General features: G+C 50.0%; 14 protein-coding genes, 1 tRNA gene and 2 pseudogenes. 6 read left to right on the top strand and 11 right to left on the bottom strand.

Features of this window, described 5'->3' with window-relative positions; genetic code table 11:
• Positions 1 to 10: 10 nt before the first annotated feature.
• Positions 11 to 1,699, top strand: a complete 1,689-nt coding sequence (locus SPG90_RS18225) for an AsmA family protein (RefSeq protein WP_126303907.1) — start codon at positions 11 to 13, stop codon at positions 1,697 to 1,699.
• 157 nt (positions 1,700 to 1,856) lie between these two features.
• Here SPG90_RS18225 and yicI read toward each other — a convergent pair whose 3' ends face one another.
• The gene (gene yicI, locus SPG90_RS18220; RefSeq protein WP_126303909.1) at positions 1,857 to 4,175 is read right to left on the bottom strand and encodes an alpha-xylosidase; all 2,319 of its coding nucleotides are present in this window, start codon (positions 4,173 to 4,175) and stop codon (positions 1,857 to 1,859) included.
• Positions 4,176 to 4,187: 12 nt separating this feature from the next.
• Positions 4,188 to 5,579 carry a glycoside-pentoside-hexuronide family transporter gene (locus SPG90_RS18215; protein WP_213751773.1) on the bottom strand — a complete coding sequence of 464 codons (1,392 nt, stop codon included), beginning with the start codon at positions 5,577 to 5,579 and terminating at the stop codon, positions 4,188 to 4,190.
• Positions 5,580 to 5,867: 288 nt separating this feature from the next.
• On the opposite strand from SPG90_RS18215, the gene SPG90_RS18210 reads away from it, so the two are divergent.
• From SPG90_RS18210 to drt3b, 3 genes are all read left to right on the top strand, one after another.
• Positions 5,868 to 5,962, top strand: a tRNA-Sec gene (locus tag SPG90_RS18210).
• Positions 5,963 to 6,072: 110 nt separating this feature from the next.
• Complete coding sequence (gene drt3a / locus SPG90_RS18205) at positions 6,073 to 7,326, top strand: antiviral reverse transcriptase Drt3a (protein ID WP_322408265.1); 1,254 nt, start codon at positions 6,073 to 6,075, stop codon at positions 7,324 to 7,326.
• Positions 7,327 to 9,294: an antiviral reverse transcriptase Drt3b gene (drt3b, locus tag SPG90_RS18200; RefSeq protein WP_322408264.1), complete on the top strand. Its 1,968-nt coding sequence runs from the start codon at positions 7,327 to 7,329 to the stop codon at positions 9,292 to 9,294.
• 276 nt (positions 9,295 to 9,570) lie between these two features.
• Here drt3b and SPG90_RS18195 read toward each other — a convergent pair whose 3' ends face one another.
• Positions 9,571 to 9,753 carry a toxin-antitoxin system HicB family antitoxin gene (locus tag SPG90_RS18195; protein WP_045354708.1) on the bottom strand — a complete coding sequence of 61 codons (183 nt, stop codon included), beginning with the start codon at positions 9,751 to 9,753 and terminating at the stop codon, positions 9,571 to 9,573.
• Between the two features lie 101 nt (positions 9,754 to 9,854).
• Here SPG90_RS18195 and SPG90_RS18190 point away from each other — a divergent pair, with 101 nt between their 5' ends.
• Both SPG90_RS18190 and rhuM read left to right on the top strand, forming a co-directional pair.
• Positions 9,855 to 10,196: a SymE family type I addiction module toxin gene (locus tag SPG90_RS18190; RefSeq protein ID WP_045354706.1), complete on the top strand. Its 342-nt coding sequence runs from the start codon at positions 9,855 to 9,857 to the stop codon at positions 10,194 to 10,196.
• 58 nt (positions 10,197 to 10,254) lie between these two features.
• A pseudogene (gene rhuM, locus SPG90_RS18185) lies at positions 10,255 to 10,722 on the top strand (RhuM family protein).
• Here the strand turns inward: rhuM and SPG90_RS18180 are convergent.
• From SPG90_RS18180 to SPG90_RS18145, 8 genes and pseudogenes are all read right to left on the bottom strand, one after another.
• Positions 10,721 to 10,819, bottom strand: a pseudogene (locus tag SPG90_RS18180) (GNAT family N-acetyltransferase); the annotation flags it as partial. The pseudogenes rhuM and SPG90_RS18180 overlap by 2 nt on opposite strands.
• A 92-nt stretch (positions 10,820 to 10,911) precedes the next feature.
• The gene (locus SPG90_RS18175; protein WP_322408263.1) at positions 10,912 to 11,199 is read right to left on the bottom strand and encodes a DUF6966 domain-containing protein; all 288 of its coding nucleotides are present in this window, start codon (positions 11,197 to 11,199) and stop codon (positions 10,912 to 10,914) included.
• Positions 11,196 to 12,260: a hypothetical protein gene (locus SPG90_RS18170; protein WP_248162877.1), complete on the bottom strand. Its 1,065-nt coding sequence runs from the start codon at positions 12,258 to 12,260 to the stop codon at positions 11,196 to 11,198. Before SPG90_RS18170 ends, SPG90_RS18175 begins: the two co-directional genes overlap by 4 nt.
• Before the next feature lie 238 nt (positions 12,261 to 12,498).
• Complete coding sequence (locus SPG90_RS18165; RefSeq protein WP_248201696.1) at positions 12,499 to 12,942, bottom strand: acetyltransferase; 444 nt, start codon at positions 12,940 to 12,942, stop codon at positions 12,499 to 12,501.
• Positions 12,943 to 13,069: 127 nt separating this feature from the next.
• A complete protein-coding gene (locus SPG90_RS18160; RefSeq protein ID WP_322408262.1) occupies positions 13,070 to 14,068 on the bottom strand; it encodes a class I SAM-dependent methyltransferase in 999 nt (332 codons plus the stop codon).
• An 85-nt stretch (positions 14,069 to 14,153) separates the two neighbouring features.
• Positions 14,154 to 15,092 carry a GlxA family transcriptional regulator gene (locus SPG90_RS18155; RefSeq protein ID WP_063409705.1) on the bottom strand — a complete coding sequence of 313 codons (939 nt, stop codon included), beginning with the start codon at positions 15,090 to 15,092 and terminating at the stop codon, positions 14,154 to 14,156.
• A gap of 189 nt (positions 15,093 to 15,281) precedes the next feature.
• Positions 15,282 to 15,761, bottom strand: a complete 480-nt coding sequence (locus SPG90_RS18150; RefSeq protein WP_023309865.1) for a hypothetical protein — start codon at positions 15,759 to 15,761, stop codon at positions 15,282 to 15,284.
• Position 15,762: 1 nt separating this feature from the next.
• On the bottom strand, positions 15,763 to 16,524 hold the full coding sequence (locus SPG90_RS18145; RefSeq protein WP_047173164.1) for a winged helix-turn-helix domain-containing protein: 762 nt from the start codon (positions 16,522 to 16,524) through the stop codon (positions 15,763 to 15,765).
• Positions 16,525 to 17,042: the final 518 nt, after the last annotated feature.

Genomic DNA, 17,042 nt, shown 5'->3' with positions numbered 1-17,042 from the left:
ATGGAAGACCATGAAATTTATTGGAAAGCTGCTCGTCTATCTTTTGGTAGCCCTGCTCATTGTGATGCTGGCGCTCTATATTCTGCTCCAGACCCGCTGGGGCGCGTCTCAGGTCAGCAGCTGGGTGACGGTGAATACCGACTACGAACTCAGTTTCGACAAGATGAATCACCGCTTTTCGTCGCCTTCCCACATCATTCTGGAAAACGTCACCTTCGGTCGGGACGGTAAACCCGCCACGCTGGTTGCCAAAAAAGTCGAAATCGGCCTGAGCAGCCGCCAGATAACCGATCCGCTGCATATGGACACCATCACCCTGTTCGACGGCACGCTGAATCTCTCGCCTCAAACGGCACCGCTGCCGTTCCAGGCGGATCGCCTGCAGCTGAACAATATGGCGTTTAACAGCCCGAATACCGAATGGGACCTGAGCGCGCAAAAGGTCACGGGCGGCGTCAGCCCGTGGCAGCCGGAAGCGGGCAACGTGCTGGGGAACAACGCGCAGATTCAGATGAGCGCAGGCTCGCTGACCCTGAACGGCGTACCGGCAACCAACGTGCTGATCGAGGGCCAGCTTAACGGCAGGGAAGTGGTGCTGAAAACGATTGGCGCCGATATGGCCCGTGGCTCGCTTACCGGCTCCGCCCTGCGCAACGCCGACGGGAGCTGGATTATCGACACCATGCGCCTGAATGAGATCCGCCTGCAGAGCGATAAAACGCTAATGGCGTTCTTTGCGCCGCTGGCCTCCATCCCTTCTCTGCAAATTGGTCGTCTGGACGTGACCGACGCCCGGCTTCAGGGCCCGGACTGGGCGGTGACCGATCTCGATTTAAGCCTGCGCAACCTGACTCTCAGCAAAGGCGACTGGCAGAGCCAGGAAGGCCGCCTGTCCATGAACGCCAGCGAGTTTATCTACGGCTCCCTGCATCTGTTTGACCCGATCCTGAATGCGGAGTTTTCCCCGCAGGGCATGGCGCTGCGTCAGTTCACCTCCCGCTGGGAAGGCGGCATGGTTCGCACGTCCGGTAACTGGCTGCGCGATGGCAAAGCGCTGGTGCTGGACGATGTTGCCATCGCCGGGCTGGAGTACACCCTGCCGCAGAACTGGAAAACGCTTTGGATGGAGCCCCTGCCGGAATGGCTGAACAGCGTCACGCTGCAAAAATTCGGCCTGAGCCGTAACCTGGTGATCGACATCGATCCTGCCTTCCCGTGGCAGATCACCTCTCTGGATGGCTATGGCGCAAACCTGCAGCTGGTGAAAGATCGCCAGTGGGGCGTCTGGGGCGGCAGCGCGACCCTGAACGGCGCGGCGGCGACCTTTAACCGCGTCGACGTGCGCCGTCCGTCGCTCGCGCTGAATGCGAACGCCGCCACGGTGAACATTACCGACCTTAGCGCCTTTACCGAGAAAGGTATTCTTGAAGCTACGGCGACGGTTTCACAGCTTCCGCAGCGGCAGACTACGGTGAGCCTGAACGGGCGCGGCGTGCCGCTCAACGTGCTGCAGCAGTGGGGCTGGCCTGCGCTGTCGATTACGGGCGACGGCAATATTCAGCTCACCGCCAGCGGCAGCGTGCAGGCAAATGCCCCGTTGAAGCCAACGGTGAACGGCAAGCTGAACGCGGTGAATATGGATAAACAGCAGGTACAGCAGACGATGACGGGCGGAGTGGTTTCAACACCGGTGCAATAAACAAGCCGGGTGGCGCAAGGTAAATGCAAAACGGCAACCCTGTTGCCGTTTTTGATGTTTGTTCCCTCTCCCTGTGGGAGAGGGTCAGGGTGAGGGCACCAGACCGCATAATTATCGTAGGTCCGGTAAGCGAAGCGCCACCGGGCATTTTTCCAGCTCAGAAGTGAACCACCACCTCATTTCCCTCCGCTTTCACCACCACGCCCCACTCGCTGCCAGCGTGTGAACCGCCCTTCACGCCGCTCACCTTCTGCACGTTGCGCAAGCACACCGACCAGTTTTGTGCGTCTCCCGCACCGGTAAAGGTAACGATGTCGCCCCGACGTGACGCCTTCAGCGTATACGCCACGGAGCCGTCCGCCGCAGGCACTTGGCTCACCGCCGTTGCGCCGTCGTCCAGGTTAAACAGCTGGAAGGCCGTCCCCTCATTCCACGCGTAGTCCGGCTTCTGGTTGTTGCTGCCCAGCGCCAGCAGCGTATTGTCGCGCACGTAGACCGGCAGGCTCATGAAATCGTGCTGCTGCTTATGCCAGCGGCTACCCTGAATTTCGTCGTTGTGCCACAGGTGCGTCCAGCGTCCTTCCGGCAGGTAGAACTGCACGTAGCCCGCCTCGGAAAACACCGGCGCCACCATCAACGAATCCCCCAGCATGTACTGGCGGTCGAGGTAATCGCACGCCGGATCGTCCGGGAACTCCAGCATCATCGCCCGCAGCATCGGCGTGCCAAACTCGCGCGCCAGCGCCGCCTGACGATACAGATACGGCATCAGTTGACACTTCAGCTGCGTGAAGTGGCGCACCACGTCGCAGGACTCGTCATCGTACGCCCACGGCACGCGGTAGGATTTGCTGCCGTGCAGTCGGCTATGGCTGGAGAACAGTCCGAACGCGCACCAGCGTTTATAGACGTGCGCCGGAGCGGTGTTTTCGAACCCGCCGATATCGTGGCTCCAGAACCCGAAGCCGGACAGGCCAATCGACAGCCCGCCGCGCAGGCTTTCGGCCATCGACTCGTAGTTGGCGTAGCAGTCGCCGCCCCAGTGCACCGGGAACTGCTGCGCCCCGACGGACGCCGAGCGGGCAAACAGCACCGCCTCTTCCTCCCCCACTGTCTCTTTCAGCACGTTCCACACCAGCTCGTTGTAGATGTAGGCGTAGTGGTTGTGCATTTTCTGCGGATCGGATCCGTCAAACCACTGCACATCCGTCGGGATACGCTCGCCGAAGTCGGTCTTGAAGCAGTCGACGCCGATCTTCACCAGACCTTTCAGCTTGTCGGCATACCACCGGCACGCCTGCGGGTTGGTGAAGTCATAAATCGCCAGCCCCGGCTGCCATTTGTCCCACTGCCACAGGGAGCCGTCCGGGCGCCTGAGCAGGTAGCCCTTCTCTTTCAGCTCCCGGAAGATCGGGGATTTCTGGCCGATGTACGGGTTAATCCACACGCAGACCTTCAGCCCTTTCTCCTTCAGGCGGCGGATCATCCCTTCCGGATCCGGGAAGGTCACCGGGTCCCACTCGAAGTCGCACCACTGGAAGGCCTTCATCCAGAAACAGTCGAAGTGGAAAACGTGCAGCGGCAGGTCGCGCTCGGCCATGCCGTCGATAAAGCTGTTTACCGTCGCTTCGTCGTAGTTGGTGGTGAACGAGGTGGTGAGCCACAGGCCGAACGACCAGGCAGGCGGCAGCGCCGGACGCCCGGTGAACTGCGTATAGCGGTTCAGCACTTCTTTCGGCGTCGGGCCGTCGATCACGAAGTATTCGAGATATTCCCCTTCCACGCTGAACTGCACTTTGGAGACCTTCTCGGAGCCGACTTCAAACGAGACGTTTTCCGGATGATTAACCAGCACGCCGTAGCCGCGGTTGGTCAGGTAGAACGGGATGTTTTTGTAGGACTGCTCGGTGCTGGTGCCGCCGTCGCGGTTCCAGGTTTCGACCGTCTGGCCGTTGCGCACCAGCGCGGTAAAGCGCTCGCCCAGACCGTAGACCGTTTCCCCCACGCCCAGATCCAGACGTTCGAATACGTAATTGCGATCGGTATTGCTGTCCTGCACGTAGCCGTTGTTTTTCAGCTGGCTGCCGGTAATGCGCTGCCCGTCGCGCAGGAAATCCAGCGCCCAAAACTCGCCTTTGGTGACGCGCACGCTGACGCTGCCGCTTTTCAGCTCGGCAAACTCGGCGTTGTTTTCAATCTCTACCTTCACGTCTTTCAGAACGTTAAGCGGATAGTGCGGGCCGTTGTTTAGCGCGCCCTGGAAGTGCTCGATGCGCACCCCGACAATCCCTTCCTGCGGGGAAAACAGGCGCACCGTGAACATCAACGTGTCGAGCTGCCAGGTGCGCTCGCGCACGTCGCGCGGCGCAACAAACACCACCAGGTCGTTGCCCTGCTGCTCCACGTCGAACACCTGAACCGGATACGTCACGTTCAGGCCCGGTTGAATAAGCCAGTTTCCATCACTGATTTTCATGCTCTCGTCCTCTTAGTTCTGCAATTCTTTGCTGACCGGCAGGTTTTCAAACTCCTGCTGATTGCGGCGCGCGCCCTGCGCCAGCTCGCCCAGGATTTTGGTCAGGAAGGGGGTTTTCAGCGTGTAGTAGCGTTTGGCGATAATGGCGCTCAGCACGTAGCAGGCCGCCGGGGCCAGGGTAAACAGGCCGATGATGATACTGATGGTCGCGCTGTTCTGGGTTTTGGCTGCCGCGTCGTAGCCGCCGCCTGCCAGCATCCAGCCGATCATCGCCCCGCCCAGCGCCAGACCCAGCTTCAGCACGAACAGCGTGCCCGCAAAGCTGATGCCGGTCAGGCGCTTGCCGTTAGTCCATTCGCCGTAGTCGACGGTATCGGACATCATCACCCACTGAATCGGCGTCACCAGCTGGTGCAATACGCCAATGACGAAGATAAAGGCGAACATCAACACGGTGGCGTGCATCGGCACGAAGAACATCGCCACGCTGACCACCGCCAGCGCGGCGTTGGTCCACCAGAAGATGCTGACCTTGCACTTCCAGTCGGTGAGGGGTTTCGCCAGCGCGGAGCCGATCAGGTTGCCGACGCAGTAGGTGGTGAGGAAGGCGACGAACACCTCCGGCGAGCCCATGATCCAGGTGCAGTAGTACATCATCGCGCCGCCGCGCACGCAGACGGCGAGGATGTTGAGGATGGTGAGCACCCCGACGATGCGCCACTGATCGTTGTGCCAGATGTCGCGCAGGTCTTCCCGCATGGAGGTGGTGCTCGGCGGCACCTGAATGCGCTCTTTGGTGGTAAAGAAGCAGAACGCCAGCATCAGGAACGCGACAACCGACAGCACGGCGATCCCGCCCTGGAAGCCGAACGCCTTATCGTCGCCGCCAATCAGGTTCACCAGCGGCATCATCAGCACCGTGGAGAGCATGCCGCCCGCGGTCGCCAGCACAAAGCGCCAGGACTGAAGGGAAATACGCTGCGTCGGGTCACTGGTGATCACGCCGCCAAGCGCGCAGTAGGGGATGTTGACCACGGTATAGAGCAGGGTCAGCAGCGTGTAGGTAACAGCGGCGTAAACCATTTTGCCGTTGAGGCTGAGGTCAGGGGTGGTGTAGGCCAGCACGCAGACGATGCCGAACGGGATCGCGCCGAACAAAATCCACGGACGAAACTTGCCCCAGCGGCTGCGGGTACGGTCGGCAATCAGCCCCATGCACGGGTCGGAGATCGCATCCAGCGCGCGCGCCAGCAGGAACATGGTGCCAACAAACCCGGCGGGAATGCCGAAAATATCGGTGTAGAAAAACATCATGTACAACATGACGTTATCAAAAATGATGTGGCTGGCGGCGTCTCCCATGCCGTAGCCGATCTTCTCTTTTACTGACAATATTTCGCTCATCTTTTTTATCCTTCACGCTGTAGGGGGCGCTGAGACCGGTTACAGAGTTTTAAACCATTGTTTCAGGAGCGGGTATTGCGTTTTCTGGTTAGCAGATTACGTTTCTTGTTTTTTGTGATCGCGGTAAATACTGGTGAGCACGAAAGGCTAACCTGAGGATTTTCTTAAGAATTAGCTGAAACAGGGGGGTACAGGTCAAAAGAGCGGTGAAAAAAGTGTGCGGGGGTATGTGGTAAATGCCTGAAAGTAGCTATAATGCGCCCCGCCTCCATGTAGCAATCGAGGCGCGGAAGATCGTCATCTCCGGTGAGGTGGCTGGACTTCAAATCCAGTTGGGGGCGCCAGCGTTCCCGGGCAGGTTCGACTCCTGTGATCTTCCGCCAAAATCATCCCTATCCTATGTTATTTCTGACCGATAAAAGTAATTTAGATTGATTTAAGCGTCATTTTTTAGTACACAATATTTAATTAAAAATGTACTGAGAATAATGAAATGAATAAGCAATCATTCAGCGAAAAAAATTTAAAGAAAACTTTGCAAACAAGGCACAGAAAATCTCGTTCGTTAAAATCAAAACCCACAAAGAACTCTCTTTCTGTCCTTTCAAAATCAATCACAGATAAATCATTCACTTTACATGACTTCAATCATTATAATTCAAATAATAAAAAAATATACACAACTGCCATAGTTGATGATGATATAGTATTAGCAAAACTAAATTCCAACATTGCTAAAGCATATAATTTAAGGCAAAGTGATAGACATAGCATTGTAAAGCAAGTTATTTCTTTATTAAAGGAAGAAACACCGAAATATATATATAAATTCGACATTAGCGATTTTTATGAAAGCATAAACCCAATCATTCACTGCTCAAAAATATTAGAAAATAATTTTTTATCCGCTGAGTCAAATTTTCTATTAACAGAGTACATCAGGGTTCTAGAAAAAATGATAATTAATGGAATGCCCAGAGGCATAGGACTAAGTTCTACAATTTCAGAATTAGTCATGAATTCTTTTGATAAAAAAATGAAAAGCAATGAAAAAATATATTTTTACACTCGCTTTGTTGACGACATATTAATATTTTCAACAGAACGAATAAATATAAAGAATGAAATTATAAAATTCCTGCCAGATGGTCTTAAACTTAACTGGAAGAAGAACAAAGTAATTACAGTCACATCTTGTAGATGTTATGTAAAATGCATCTGCGCAAAAGCAAAATGTGATTGCTTTGATAAATGCAAATGTAAAGCAGTTAACACCAAGATGCAAAACTTTGACTTTCTTGGTTACAACTTTGAGTTCCCTGAGCTATCTTTTAGTAAATCAAGCGATAAATTGAAAGTGGGCTTATCTAACAAAAAAACCTTAAAATTAAAAAACAGATTATACAAAAGTTTTAGAGACTATCATAATAATGGCAATTATATTTTACTAGAAAACAGAATCAAATTCTTAACGGGAAATCACTTCATTTCCAATGGAAAACATAAATCCGATAGAATGAAATCAGGTGTTTATTATAATTATATCCATTTAACATCACTAACAAGATATGAAGAACTTGATTTATACTTAAAAAAAATGATCCATTCTAAAGTTTCCACTAAAATATTTCTAAATAACACGCATAAAAAGTCACTAAATAAATATTCATTTATTTCAGGTTTTAAATGTAAATTCACACAGACATTCAACGGAAACCAAATAAACAAAATAAAAGGATGCTGGTAAATGGATAAAATAATCATAAAAAAACATGACACCCTTCGTACACTGTTAACAGAAACATTACCATATGAAGTACCATTAATATTTTCCAACGTTGGTTTTTATAAGTTCCTTAAAAAAAGGGACAAAACTACCTATTTTTTCAAGGACCTTTTGGTAGAAAACAAATCACCGATGAGTCCATTCAACTACTTAATTACTAAAAATGAAAAATCAACAAGAAAAATCAGTATTCCACATCCTATAGTACAATATGAGATTGGCAATTTAATACACTCTAATGCAGAGTATATTACATATTTATGTTCGAAATCTAATTTTAGTATCAGAAAACCTACCGCAGTTGCATCATATTATTACGAGTCTTCACCATTCGATTCTCAATATAATTCAGAATTAAAGGATGACGATGTCGCTCAGCAAGACACAAATGAAGAGGAAAAATATTCATCTTCATATTTCTCTTATGATGGTTACACTCTCCTTTATAAGTTCTTCAATTCACTAAAATTTCAATCTATAGAGAAAAAATTCTCATATTCTTTGCGCTTTGACATTGCTAAATGTTTTAGCAGTATTTATACACATAGTATAAGCTGGGCAATAAAAGGAAAGGCTTTCTCTAAAGAAAACCTTTCTTCAAATTCATTTGACAGCAAGTTTGATCATTTATTGATGAAGATGAATGATAACGAAACAAATGGAATATTAATTGGACCGGAATTTTCTAGAGTTTTTGCAGAAATAATTTTACAAGCTATAGATGTAGCTGTTGAGCGCGATTTAGAAGAAAAAGGATATAGGAATAACCTTGATTATGTTGTAAAGAGGTATGTAGATGATTATTTTGTATTTACAAAAAGTGAAAATGTGGCCAATATAATTTATGAGTCATTTATTCATGAAATGTCTAAATTTAAATTATATATTAATGAGTCTAAAGAACAGAGAGAAAGAAGGCCATTCATTACTAAACTTACTATTGCTAAAACGCATGTATTAAGTGAGGTCAGCGATTTTTTTAAATCAATTAAACGGGATAAAAACCATTTACCTAAAAATGAGTGGGGAACAATCCCAAGTATTGTATTTATCTACAAACCGTATACTCGCTCCAACACTTTAATAACGAAATTTAAATCCATTGTCAAGCAAAATGATACAAATTATGATGCCTTTAGTGGGTTAATGATGTCTGTACTTAGATCGAGATTACAACGAATAAATAAAGAGATAATGTATATTACAGATATAGAAACCTATAGCTCTACGTATCGTAACTTCATCATATTCAATATAGATTTCTTAAGTTTCTTGTTCGCAATGAATATAAAATCAAGAACAAGTCATTTAATGTCACAACTAATTGTGATTATTGGAGAAATTAATGCAAAATTAGTAAAATCAGATCAAGATGAAGTAATAAAAAAACTTAAAGACGAAACAAGAATATTGATCGACATTGCTGTTCAAAATGGTAAACCTAGAATAGAATTTATCAACTTTATGATCGCAGTACGATCCATCTTTAAGGATGCAGTTTTGGATGAAGAATCTATCAAACATTTTTATCAAATAGATAACAATAAGACCTCTCATCTTGATTACTTCGAAATGTGCTCATGCTTACATCTTCTTTGTAACAAAAATAACAACAATAATCTTGTTGAAAGTATATACTGTTCATTTCATGAGAAAGTTAGCAATACAAACAATCCGCGAAATCACTCAGAGATAGCACATTTACTTTTAGATCTTGGAACCTTTCCACACATCCCCATTGACATTTATAAAGACACATTGAAATTATATATTTCTAAAACTTATGGCATATCTCCATCAGTACAAGAAGTCAATGCAATATACAATAAGATTCGCGAAAGAAAATTGTTTTTTATTGACTGGAATGAATCAATTAACATTAAGAAATTGCTACAGAAAAAAGAAATGCAAAGAGGGTATGATTCATAATAATTTTGTGGTAGTGTGTTTTTGCCCCTGCGGATGTTGGCATCATTGACATAGGGTGGGTTAGAATTAACCAGGCACGCAAATGCTTGGAAGCTTTCCCATCAGTTATTCGTCATTAATCGAATACTTCATACTTCGGTTTGAAGAACAAAAGACAGTGTAAACGGGTAGTGCCGTGGACGGAACGCGACTAACGTGATGTCCCTCTGTTTTTTGTTACATACACACCAGCAGGGGCACAAATTCTACCCTGAATATATTTCAAATATTCGATATTTAATCTAATTTTTTATTAGCTATTTCTTTGCGCCCTAAATTTTTAAGCCAATTCCCCAAACTCATCCCTTCAGCCTTCGCAGCCTCCTCAAACTGCGCTTTCAACTCCGGCGTAATGCGAATCTGAAAAGTCGGTGCTTTTCCGGATTTTGACTGATTTGGATCACGTTTGGCTGTTGACATGTACGTACCTTAGCATACGAAAACCTCAAATTGAAACGCCCTCGCCAGGTACTCGCAATACCGGACGAGAGCTAACCTCACCAACTATCAAGGAGTTGATTATGGCTGATTCGCATTCTACCCCAGACACCGACCAATCCGGAACCGAGCGTTCGTTAATTGTGGGATACCGCCCGAATGTTTTCGACAAATCCACGCCCAATATCATTCTGTCCGGCAAGTGGCTGCGCGCGGCGGGTTTTGATACCGGACAGCAGGTCACGGTAAAGATCATGAAAGGGTGTATCGTTCTGGTGGCGTATAACGAGCAGGAGCAGAGGTTGCAGGATGATTATAAACGGACGAAGGCAAAGCTCATTGAGATAGAGGACGCGCTTGCCGCGATCCAAACTCCACGTCCCGGAAAGCGCCTCGCAAAATCAAATACAAACCACCTGGCTTAGCGGCTGTTTCTGGCATACTACGAGCTTACAGGCATCAACCTTATGACGCGGAGGCAGCATGACATATGAAGAATTAATAAATTCACCAGCCGGTGAGTTTGTCATGTTTGCCAGCAAAGATGGAAAAGTTCGCATTGAATGTCGCTTCGAAAGCGATACGTTGTGGCTCTCACAGGCCACGATCTGTGAGTTATACGGCAAAGCCAAAGCTACGATCAGCGGGCATATCAAGAATATTTTTGATGAGGGTGAGCTGGTCGAAAATTCAGTTGTTCGGTTTTACCGAACAACTGCCAGCGATGGAGCAGATATTTTTACGAGACTGGCAAACCAAACTCGATCAGTTCCTGCAATTCAATGACCGGGACGTTTTAGAAGGGGCAGGCAAGATCAGCAAGAAAGTGGCTGATGAAAAGGCGTGTACAGAATACATTGAGTATGAAAAAAGCAGCGCCTGCTGAAAGAAGCCGAGGGTGGGAAAGATATTGTCGGCTTATTAAAATGGGATAAGCAGGCTAAGCGCTAATCCCGGTCCCCCTGCTCGCATCATCCACAAACAGCATTTCAATGCGGTTTTTATCCACGCCTGAAAAGCCGTGAATGATGCCTGCGTCATCCTGGGCTGAGCGCGACGATTAACTCCGTGTAACTGCCGGTGGGCAGCAGGACAGGGCTGATAATAAGCCCTGTCACTGTTATTTTCAGCGACGACTTTTCAGATCTTACGCGCTGAGATCTCTGCTTTTATTAAGCTGTATAGCTTATCTGATAACTCACTAAGAGTTTCGTTTTCAGTTCGCAGCATTTTGCCATTATTTTGCAATATTAAGTCATTAAAGGAACCGGCCCCTCCGAAAATGGACCTGATGCCTAAAACGGCCTGGTCATAATCAGAATCCAGGAGCTCACGATAATAAATAAGTTTTTTTGACCAAACAGTCTCATCACAAGAGACAAGTAATTCAATGATTTTATTAAGTAACGTATGTATATTTGATTTCATTTCAATCCCCCAAAATTAACCGTCTCTACGCCTGGAATATTCCATGGCGCAGGGATTACGACTTGCTCAGTACCTCCAGGGAAAATATCAGACTGGTAGCCCACCTCTCCGACATATACCTTCGATCCAGCAGGAATTTTTATCTCATAAAAACTATCGATCACAGATTCAGAACCGTCAGGCCATTTTGGTAACACAGCCTTATCGACACGCGTCTGTAGTACTCCTAAAGGTCGTTCATAACTGAAAAATCGACCCAATTCAGTGCCGCTTTGACCACCTCTAAAAAATATGGTGTCCTGTGACAATGTTATTTCCTTGTAAGCTCCACCTGAGAACGTTTCGGCAAAGCGCTCACTTAACGGTCCGGGCTTTATCATCGAGTATTCACCCTCGACTTTTCCAAGAACATGAAGGTTGTTAAGCTCATTCGCTGTCCCCAGTCTGCCAAGGCCAAGACCCGCAGCAACAGAAGCGCCAGCAATGATCAGCCCTTTATTGTCCATAACCTGATTGAAACCCGCAGGCGCATCGCCACCGAGCTGCTGCGCGGTCTGATGGAATCCCTCGATATTGCCATTATAGATCCCGCCCGCGGCCAACAACCGACCTGCAGCTTTACTGTTAATGGTTTTTGCAGCCTGAGCATGTTGCACAGGTGCCGCCGGGCGGACGTGATATCCCGGGCGTTTCAGTTGCCGGGACAGGAGATGGATAAGCCGGGTATGAAGGAACAGGGGAAGATCATTGCGAAGGTCACCGGATGTCGTCAGCACTCCCGAAATAGCATGCCCGGTTAAATCTTTTCTCAGCAGAACAAGCTTCCCGGATTTTATGTCGGCAAGAGCGTCACGGTATGCCATCCACGGATGCTGCCAGTGAAACGGTTGATAGCGGCTGACAAACCGGGTGTAGCCCTGCGGTAAATTCCACTCCTGAATGATGCGGTTGGGCAGTGCAGTTTCTGCGAGATCTCCTGCCGCAGTGTCCGGATGGATAATATGAGGAATGTCCTCAAGGTAGATGTCATCCAGTGACATGGCCTGGCTGTGATGAAGCATGGTGTCCCTTTTGCGCTGCCGTTATACGCCCAATTATTGCGCATTCCAGGCAACAGGCAAAGACCCCAAATGCCCCCGCGGTTGATTGACCACTTACCCTGCCTGGGTTATGCCTGACCGGAGACTGACCAGAAAAGTCTGCTACGAGCGAGGAACTGAAGTTCGTAGCTACTCTCAAAGTCGATGAAGAAATTGCCAGCATTACTGTGTATTAATCAATGGGGAGCAGGTCAAGGAGTTAAACCTGCCCACCCAACCGCATATGCAACAACGGAAACGGATTCCCCTGCCCGTCCAGTTCCGAGCGCCCGACCTGCTCAAACCCCATATGGCGATAAAACGCGACGCTCTGCGGGTTCTGCTCATTCACATCCACCTCGTTTACGCCAAACTCGGCGATGGCGTATTTCAGCAGCAATTTCCCGACGCCCTTCCCCCGGCTCGCGTCGTCAACAAACAGCATTTCAATGCGGTTTTCATCCACGCCTGAAAAGCCGTGAATAACGCCTGCGTCATCGCGGGCCATCACGACGGTGAGGTTTGGCAGATACGCGTTGAGCAATAACGGGCGCAGCGCCGCAATATCGCTTTCCTGTAAAAAGTGGTGGGTGGCGCGGACGGAAGATTCCCAGATCGCAACCAGACGTTCGAAGTGTGTGGGGTGTGCGGTTTCTATTTTCATGGGGGGATCATGTGCGGTTTAGAACGTTAATTCAAGTAACTCAGCGCGCCCTGTTCCCCCTCACCCTAGCCCTCTCCCTCAGGGAGAGGGAACCGATTGTGCGGTTTGTCCCCCCACACAGCTCGCGCTAAACCCTAATCTCCATCACCGCGTACACGCCGTCCTTCGGCACCACCACGGTGACGTTTTCCACCGGCACGCCCGCCGCGAGGTGAATATCCTGCAGCTGCTGTAACGACCTCGGGTAAATATCCTCCCAGCCGATCCCCCGCAGCACAAAGTCAATTTGCGGGCTGCTGGTGAGCATGTTTGACACAATCACCGCCCCGCCGGGCTTGGCCAGCCGCAGCGCGCGCTGGAGAAAAATCACCGCGTCGGTATCGTTGAAGTATTCGAAAATCCCCAGCGCGTCGACCAGTTCGGCCTGCTGCTCGCCCAGCTCCAGCAGCAGGTCTTCGTTACGCACCAGCGTATGGAGCAGGTTGCGCCTGAGCAGGGTCAGCTGTTCCCCCACTACAATCCCTTCCTGCGCCGCCATGGTTTCGGCCCAGCTGAGCGCCACCGGGTCTTTGTCCACCAGCGTGAGATACACCCGCTGGCCGTCGAGCTTTGCTTCACGCAGCGCCTCCAGCACCGGGATGGCGGCACCGCTCGCGAGGCTGACCCAGTTGTTCTCGCTCTCATTATGAATGTACTTATCCACCAGCGCGGCCAGCACTCTGGCGCGGGAGCGCACGCCAATCGCATCGTTAGCGTGGATAAACCACTGGCGGCTGTCGCTGTCCATTTTCGTGCCGTCGGGCAGGCGGTCTTCCAGCGGGTTTTGCACCACAAACAGCGCCAGAGCGGAGGGCACCAGCCGGGTGCGCCACGCGGTGAGCGCCGGGCGGTTGCGGAAGGCCTGTTCGGAATAGCGGTTCTGGGGAACCAGCACGGCCTGCCCCCCTTCGTCGTATTCCACCCTCGGGGGCCGGAGCGCTGGCTCGGCTTTCAGGGCGCGGTCAAGGGAGGCGATCTCGCGGGCAGCGTCGTCTTTCATCGGCCACTGGTCGCTGACGTCGGGAAATGACGCGCTGAAAATCGTCATATTTTCCGGTGCATCGCCGCGAAAAGGCTGCCAGTTCATGTCGTCTTCCCTCCGTTAGGCTTTTAACGGAAGTCTATCCAGGCGAGCCAGTAATACCCTACGAAGAAAGCACGAAATAGGTGCATCAGTTCTGCGACGTGCGCCATACCCCCGGCGTGCAGCCGTACTCGGTCTGAAAATGACGAATAAAGTGGGCGCAGTCGCTAAACCGCATCCGTCGCGCAATATCCGTAACGCTTTGCTGAGAGTTTTTCAGCAGCCAGCAGGCATAGCGAAGCCTGGCGCTGCGAATAAATTCCCGCGCCGTTTTGCCAAACTCGGCGTGAAACAGGCGGTTAAGCTGGCGCTCACTCAGCTTAACGTCCTGCGCGAGCCTGGCGGCGTTCAGCGGGTGAGTCAGATACTGTTCGACGATCGTCACCGCCCTGCGCAGCCGTGAATCAGGGATCATGGCGATATTCGCGGGCCGCGGCGTGGCGGCGTCATGCGGAGGAAGGGACAGCCGCCGGGAGGTGGTGGCCGCAATGTCGTCTCCCCCGTGGGCTCGGATAAGCGCCGTTACCAGGGTGAGCGTTGAGATCCCGCCCGGGCAGGTCAGCAAATCGCCTTCGTCGATAAAATCGAGGCCTTGCTCGGCATAAACCTGCGGAAAGCGTTGCGTGAAAACGTCATGGTGATGAGGATGAATCGAGGCGCGGCGCTCGTTCAGTAAGCCTTCCTCCGCCAGGATAAAGCTGCCGGTACCAATACCTATCAGGGGAACGTTGTTGTGATAAGCCTCCGTGAGAAACGCTCTGTCGCCACGGTGCCCCTGGTGAAGGTGCTCCAGGCCTCCACCAATTACCGCAATGTAGTCGAAGTCACCGGGCGGCGCATGGGCGGCCTCCGGCCGCAAGCTGAGCCCTGAGCTGCTCACTACCGGTAAGTCGGGATAAGTGCTTATATGACTGAGTCTAAAGCGTATTTTCTGGCTACGCTTCTGGACGCTGGATGCAATGCGTAACGCCTCTATTAATCCTGAATATGCGAAAAGCGAGAAATGGGGCCACAGGAGTAAACCCATATGCAGGGATTTATTCCGTGCAGGCGTCATTCTGACGCTATCATCAATTATATTTTTCATTAACTTGCCGAAGAATAATTACATTATCGCAACATTATTGTTGCTGTTATATTTTCCTAAGATAGGTCCTGGCTGTTAAATCAAGCATAAATGATGCCCGCAAAAACTTAAAAACATTTCTCCCTGTCGCTATCCGTTTTTTGACGTGTGGCACACATAGGTCGGCAGCGTCCCCAGAATAAATAAATAATTCTCATTCTGCTGTTTCTTAATACGCATATAAATATTCTTATTCGGATAGATAAAAAATAAGGGCTCGTACTTCTCCAGCCAGCTGTCGCTGATGTTGTCGTCCGGAAATTTCATATTGCGTATGGACGTCAGATTATAGACGCTGTCTTTGCGCTCAATCTGAAAGAAAACTTTGCGATTCAGGGTCTTCGTGGGATCGCTTTTCAACCGGCCATTCATGCTGAGTATTCCGCTGTTACCCTCCACGGTGTAATTCAGCCACAGAGAGAGCGTCTCATCACGGTGATGCTGAATAAAGTTCGCCTGACAGGAAAAGGGCTGGATGTAATGGCGATGCCAGAGGTAATACGCCGCCACGACAGCCCCCATCAGCAGGCACAGGCAGAGCGCAACAAGCGTTTGACGGTAGCGAACCATACTAGCGATCCTCTATAAAATAATCGGACATACAGCGGTTGGGTTCCGTCATCGGCCTGTCACAGCGAATGACCGACGCGCGAGGCAGCAGGATGTATCCGCTGACGTACACCCAGGGATAGTTCGCGCACTGGTCCTTAAACGGGGCGGCATAGGCCAGGGCTTTATCCCTGTCGCGCTGCGTTTCAATATCGCGAGAAAAATAGAGCTGACATTCGCCCATCTTCATCGCGAAGCGATACCCGTCGACGAAATAGCTGTCATGCAGCAGGTTATGGCTGATAACGCTCACGCCAGCCAGCATCAGCAATAGCACCAGCGCGCCCGGCAGCCAGAAGCGGCGTATCGGGACCGGCGGGGCGACGGTCTCTTCGCAGACATCCGGAGCAGCACGTTCTTCCTCATCAGCCTGCGGCTGCGTCTCTTTAACGGTGATTTGCGTATCGCTTGCGAGCGTCAGTCCAATCCGCGGGATAGTGACAATCGGATCGGTTTCAAACCCCACTTTCTTCAACCCCTTACGCAGAATAGAAATATTCTGGTAGTAGGTATTAGGCGAAACCAGCATCCCCCGGCGCTGCCAGACAATATCCATGCACTCCTGTTGAGTCACAATACTTCCGACTCTTTCTATTAATAACAACAAACAGCGCCCCGCCGGGGAATTTAATACCACCACCCGGTCAGGATTGTTGAGATCGCGTAATGTGCTGGCCGCTGGATGAAACTCTACCAGGCCATTAATAATGTAATGCTTATGCATAGAATGGGCTAAATACCTCCGGTCAACGCCTGTTGCTCCAGTAGATTCCCTTCACGGTTAACATGCGTATCCCTCGCCTGTGTAAGGATTAATGTGACGGATAAATGCGCAACTGTATATCCTGGCGCCTGGCGAAAATTCTTATTTTTCCTTTCTCTTTATCTGACGGGTCTAAAGTTTTCTTAACCGCTATTTAAAGCCGTCTTGACACTGACAAAACTCGACAAATCCGCCCGTTGAACGGTTTAGCCATCATTGTCTGAATTATTCAGCACCCTTAATTTGTTTTTTTAACAAAAAGGAGAGAGGACGGGCGTTCCCGGCGGGTTTCGAAATTATGCCCCATTCGAAACCTGTCGTCTTAATTAACAATTTCGGCACGGAACTGTTAGTCACCGTCAGTAACAACCCGCGTCGCATGACGTCCCCAGACTATTTCCTTACAAAACATTTATTAAAGCTAACTTTTCAATAAAAACTATCGGTATGATTATTTACAGGCAGATAAGCAAAAACCG

The sequence above is a fragment of the Enterobacter sp. D2 genome (assembly GCF_034427575.1).
Taxonomy (GTDB): Bacteria; Pseudomonadota; Gammaproteobacteria; order Enterobacterales; family Enterobacteriaceae; genus Enterobacter; species Enterobacter cloacae_M.
The sequence above is the reverse complement of the archived record's forward strand: the minus strand, read 5'-3'. Positions and strand labels throughout refer to the sequence as shown.

What these genes read in the sequence shown, in the direction of transcription:
- SPG90_RS18190 (WP_045354706.1), top strand. Translation starts at nt 9,855, where the DNA reads ATGGCTGATTCGCATTCTACCCCAGACACCGACCAATCCGGAACCGAG.
- SPG90_RS18225 (WP_126303907.1), top strand. Translation starts at nt 11, where the DNA reads ATGAAATTTATTGGAAAGCTGCTCGTCTATCTTTTGGTAGCCCTGCTC.
- SPG90_RS18170 (WP_248162877.1), bottom strand. Translation starts at nt 12,260, where the DNA reads ATGCTTCATCACAGCCAGGCCATGTCACTGGATGACATCTACCTTGAG.
- drt3a (WP_322408265.1), top strand. Translation starts at nt 6,073, where the DNA reads ATGAATAAGCAATCATTCAGCGAAAAAAATTTAAAGAAAACTTTGCAA.
- SPG90_RS18145 (WP_047173164.1), bottom strand. Translation starts at nt 16,524, where the DNA reads ATGCATAAGCATTACATTATTAATGGCCTGGTAGAGTTTCATCCAGCG.
- SPG90_RS18195 (WP_045354708.1), bottom strand. Translation starts at nt 9,753, where the DNA reads ATGTCAACAGCCAAACGTGATCCAAATCAGTCAAAATCCGGAAAAGCA.
- yicI (WP_126303909.1), bottom strand. Translation starts at nt 4,175, where the DNA reads ATGAAAATCAGTGATGGAAACTGGCTTATTCAACCGGGCCTGAACGTG.
- SPG90_RS18215 (WP_213751773.1), bottom strand. Translation starts at nt 5,579, where the DNA reads ATGAGCGAAATATTGTCAGTAAAAGAGAAGATCGGCTACGGCATGGGA.
- SPG90_RS18150 (WP_023309865.1), bottom strand. Translation starts at nt 15,761, where the DNA reads ATGGTTCGCTACCGTCAAACGCTTGTTGCGCTCTGCCTGTGCCTGCTG.
- drt3b (WP_322408264.1), top strand. Translation starts at nt 7,327, where the DNA reads ATGGATAAAATAATCATAAAAAAACATGACACCCTTCGTACACTGTTA.
- SPG90_RS18175 (WP_322408263.1), bottom strand. Translation starts at nt 11,199, where the DNA reads ATGAAATCAAATATACATACGTTACTTAATAAAATCATTGAATTACTT.
- SPG90_RS18160 (WP_322408262.1), bottom strand. Translation starts at nt 14,068, where the DNA reads ATGAACTGGCAGCCTTTTCGCGGCGATGCACCGGAAAATATGACGATT.
- SPG90_RS18155 (WP_063409705.1), bottom strand. Translation starts at nt 15,092, where the DNA reads ATGGGTTTACTCCTGTGGCCCCATTTCTCGCTTTTCGCATATTCAGGA.
- SPG90_RS18165 (WP_248201696.1), bottom strand. Translation starts at nt 12,942, where the DNA reads ATGAAAATAGAAACCGCACACCCCACACACTTCGAACGTCTGGTTGCG.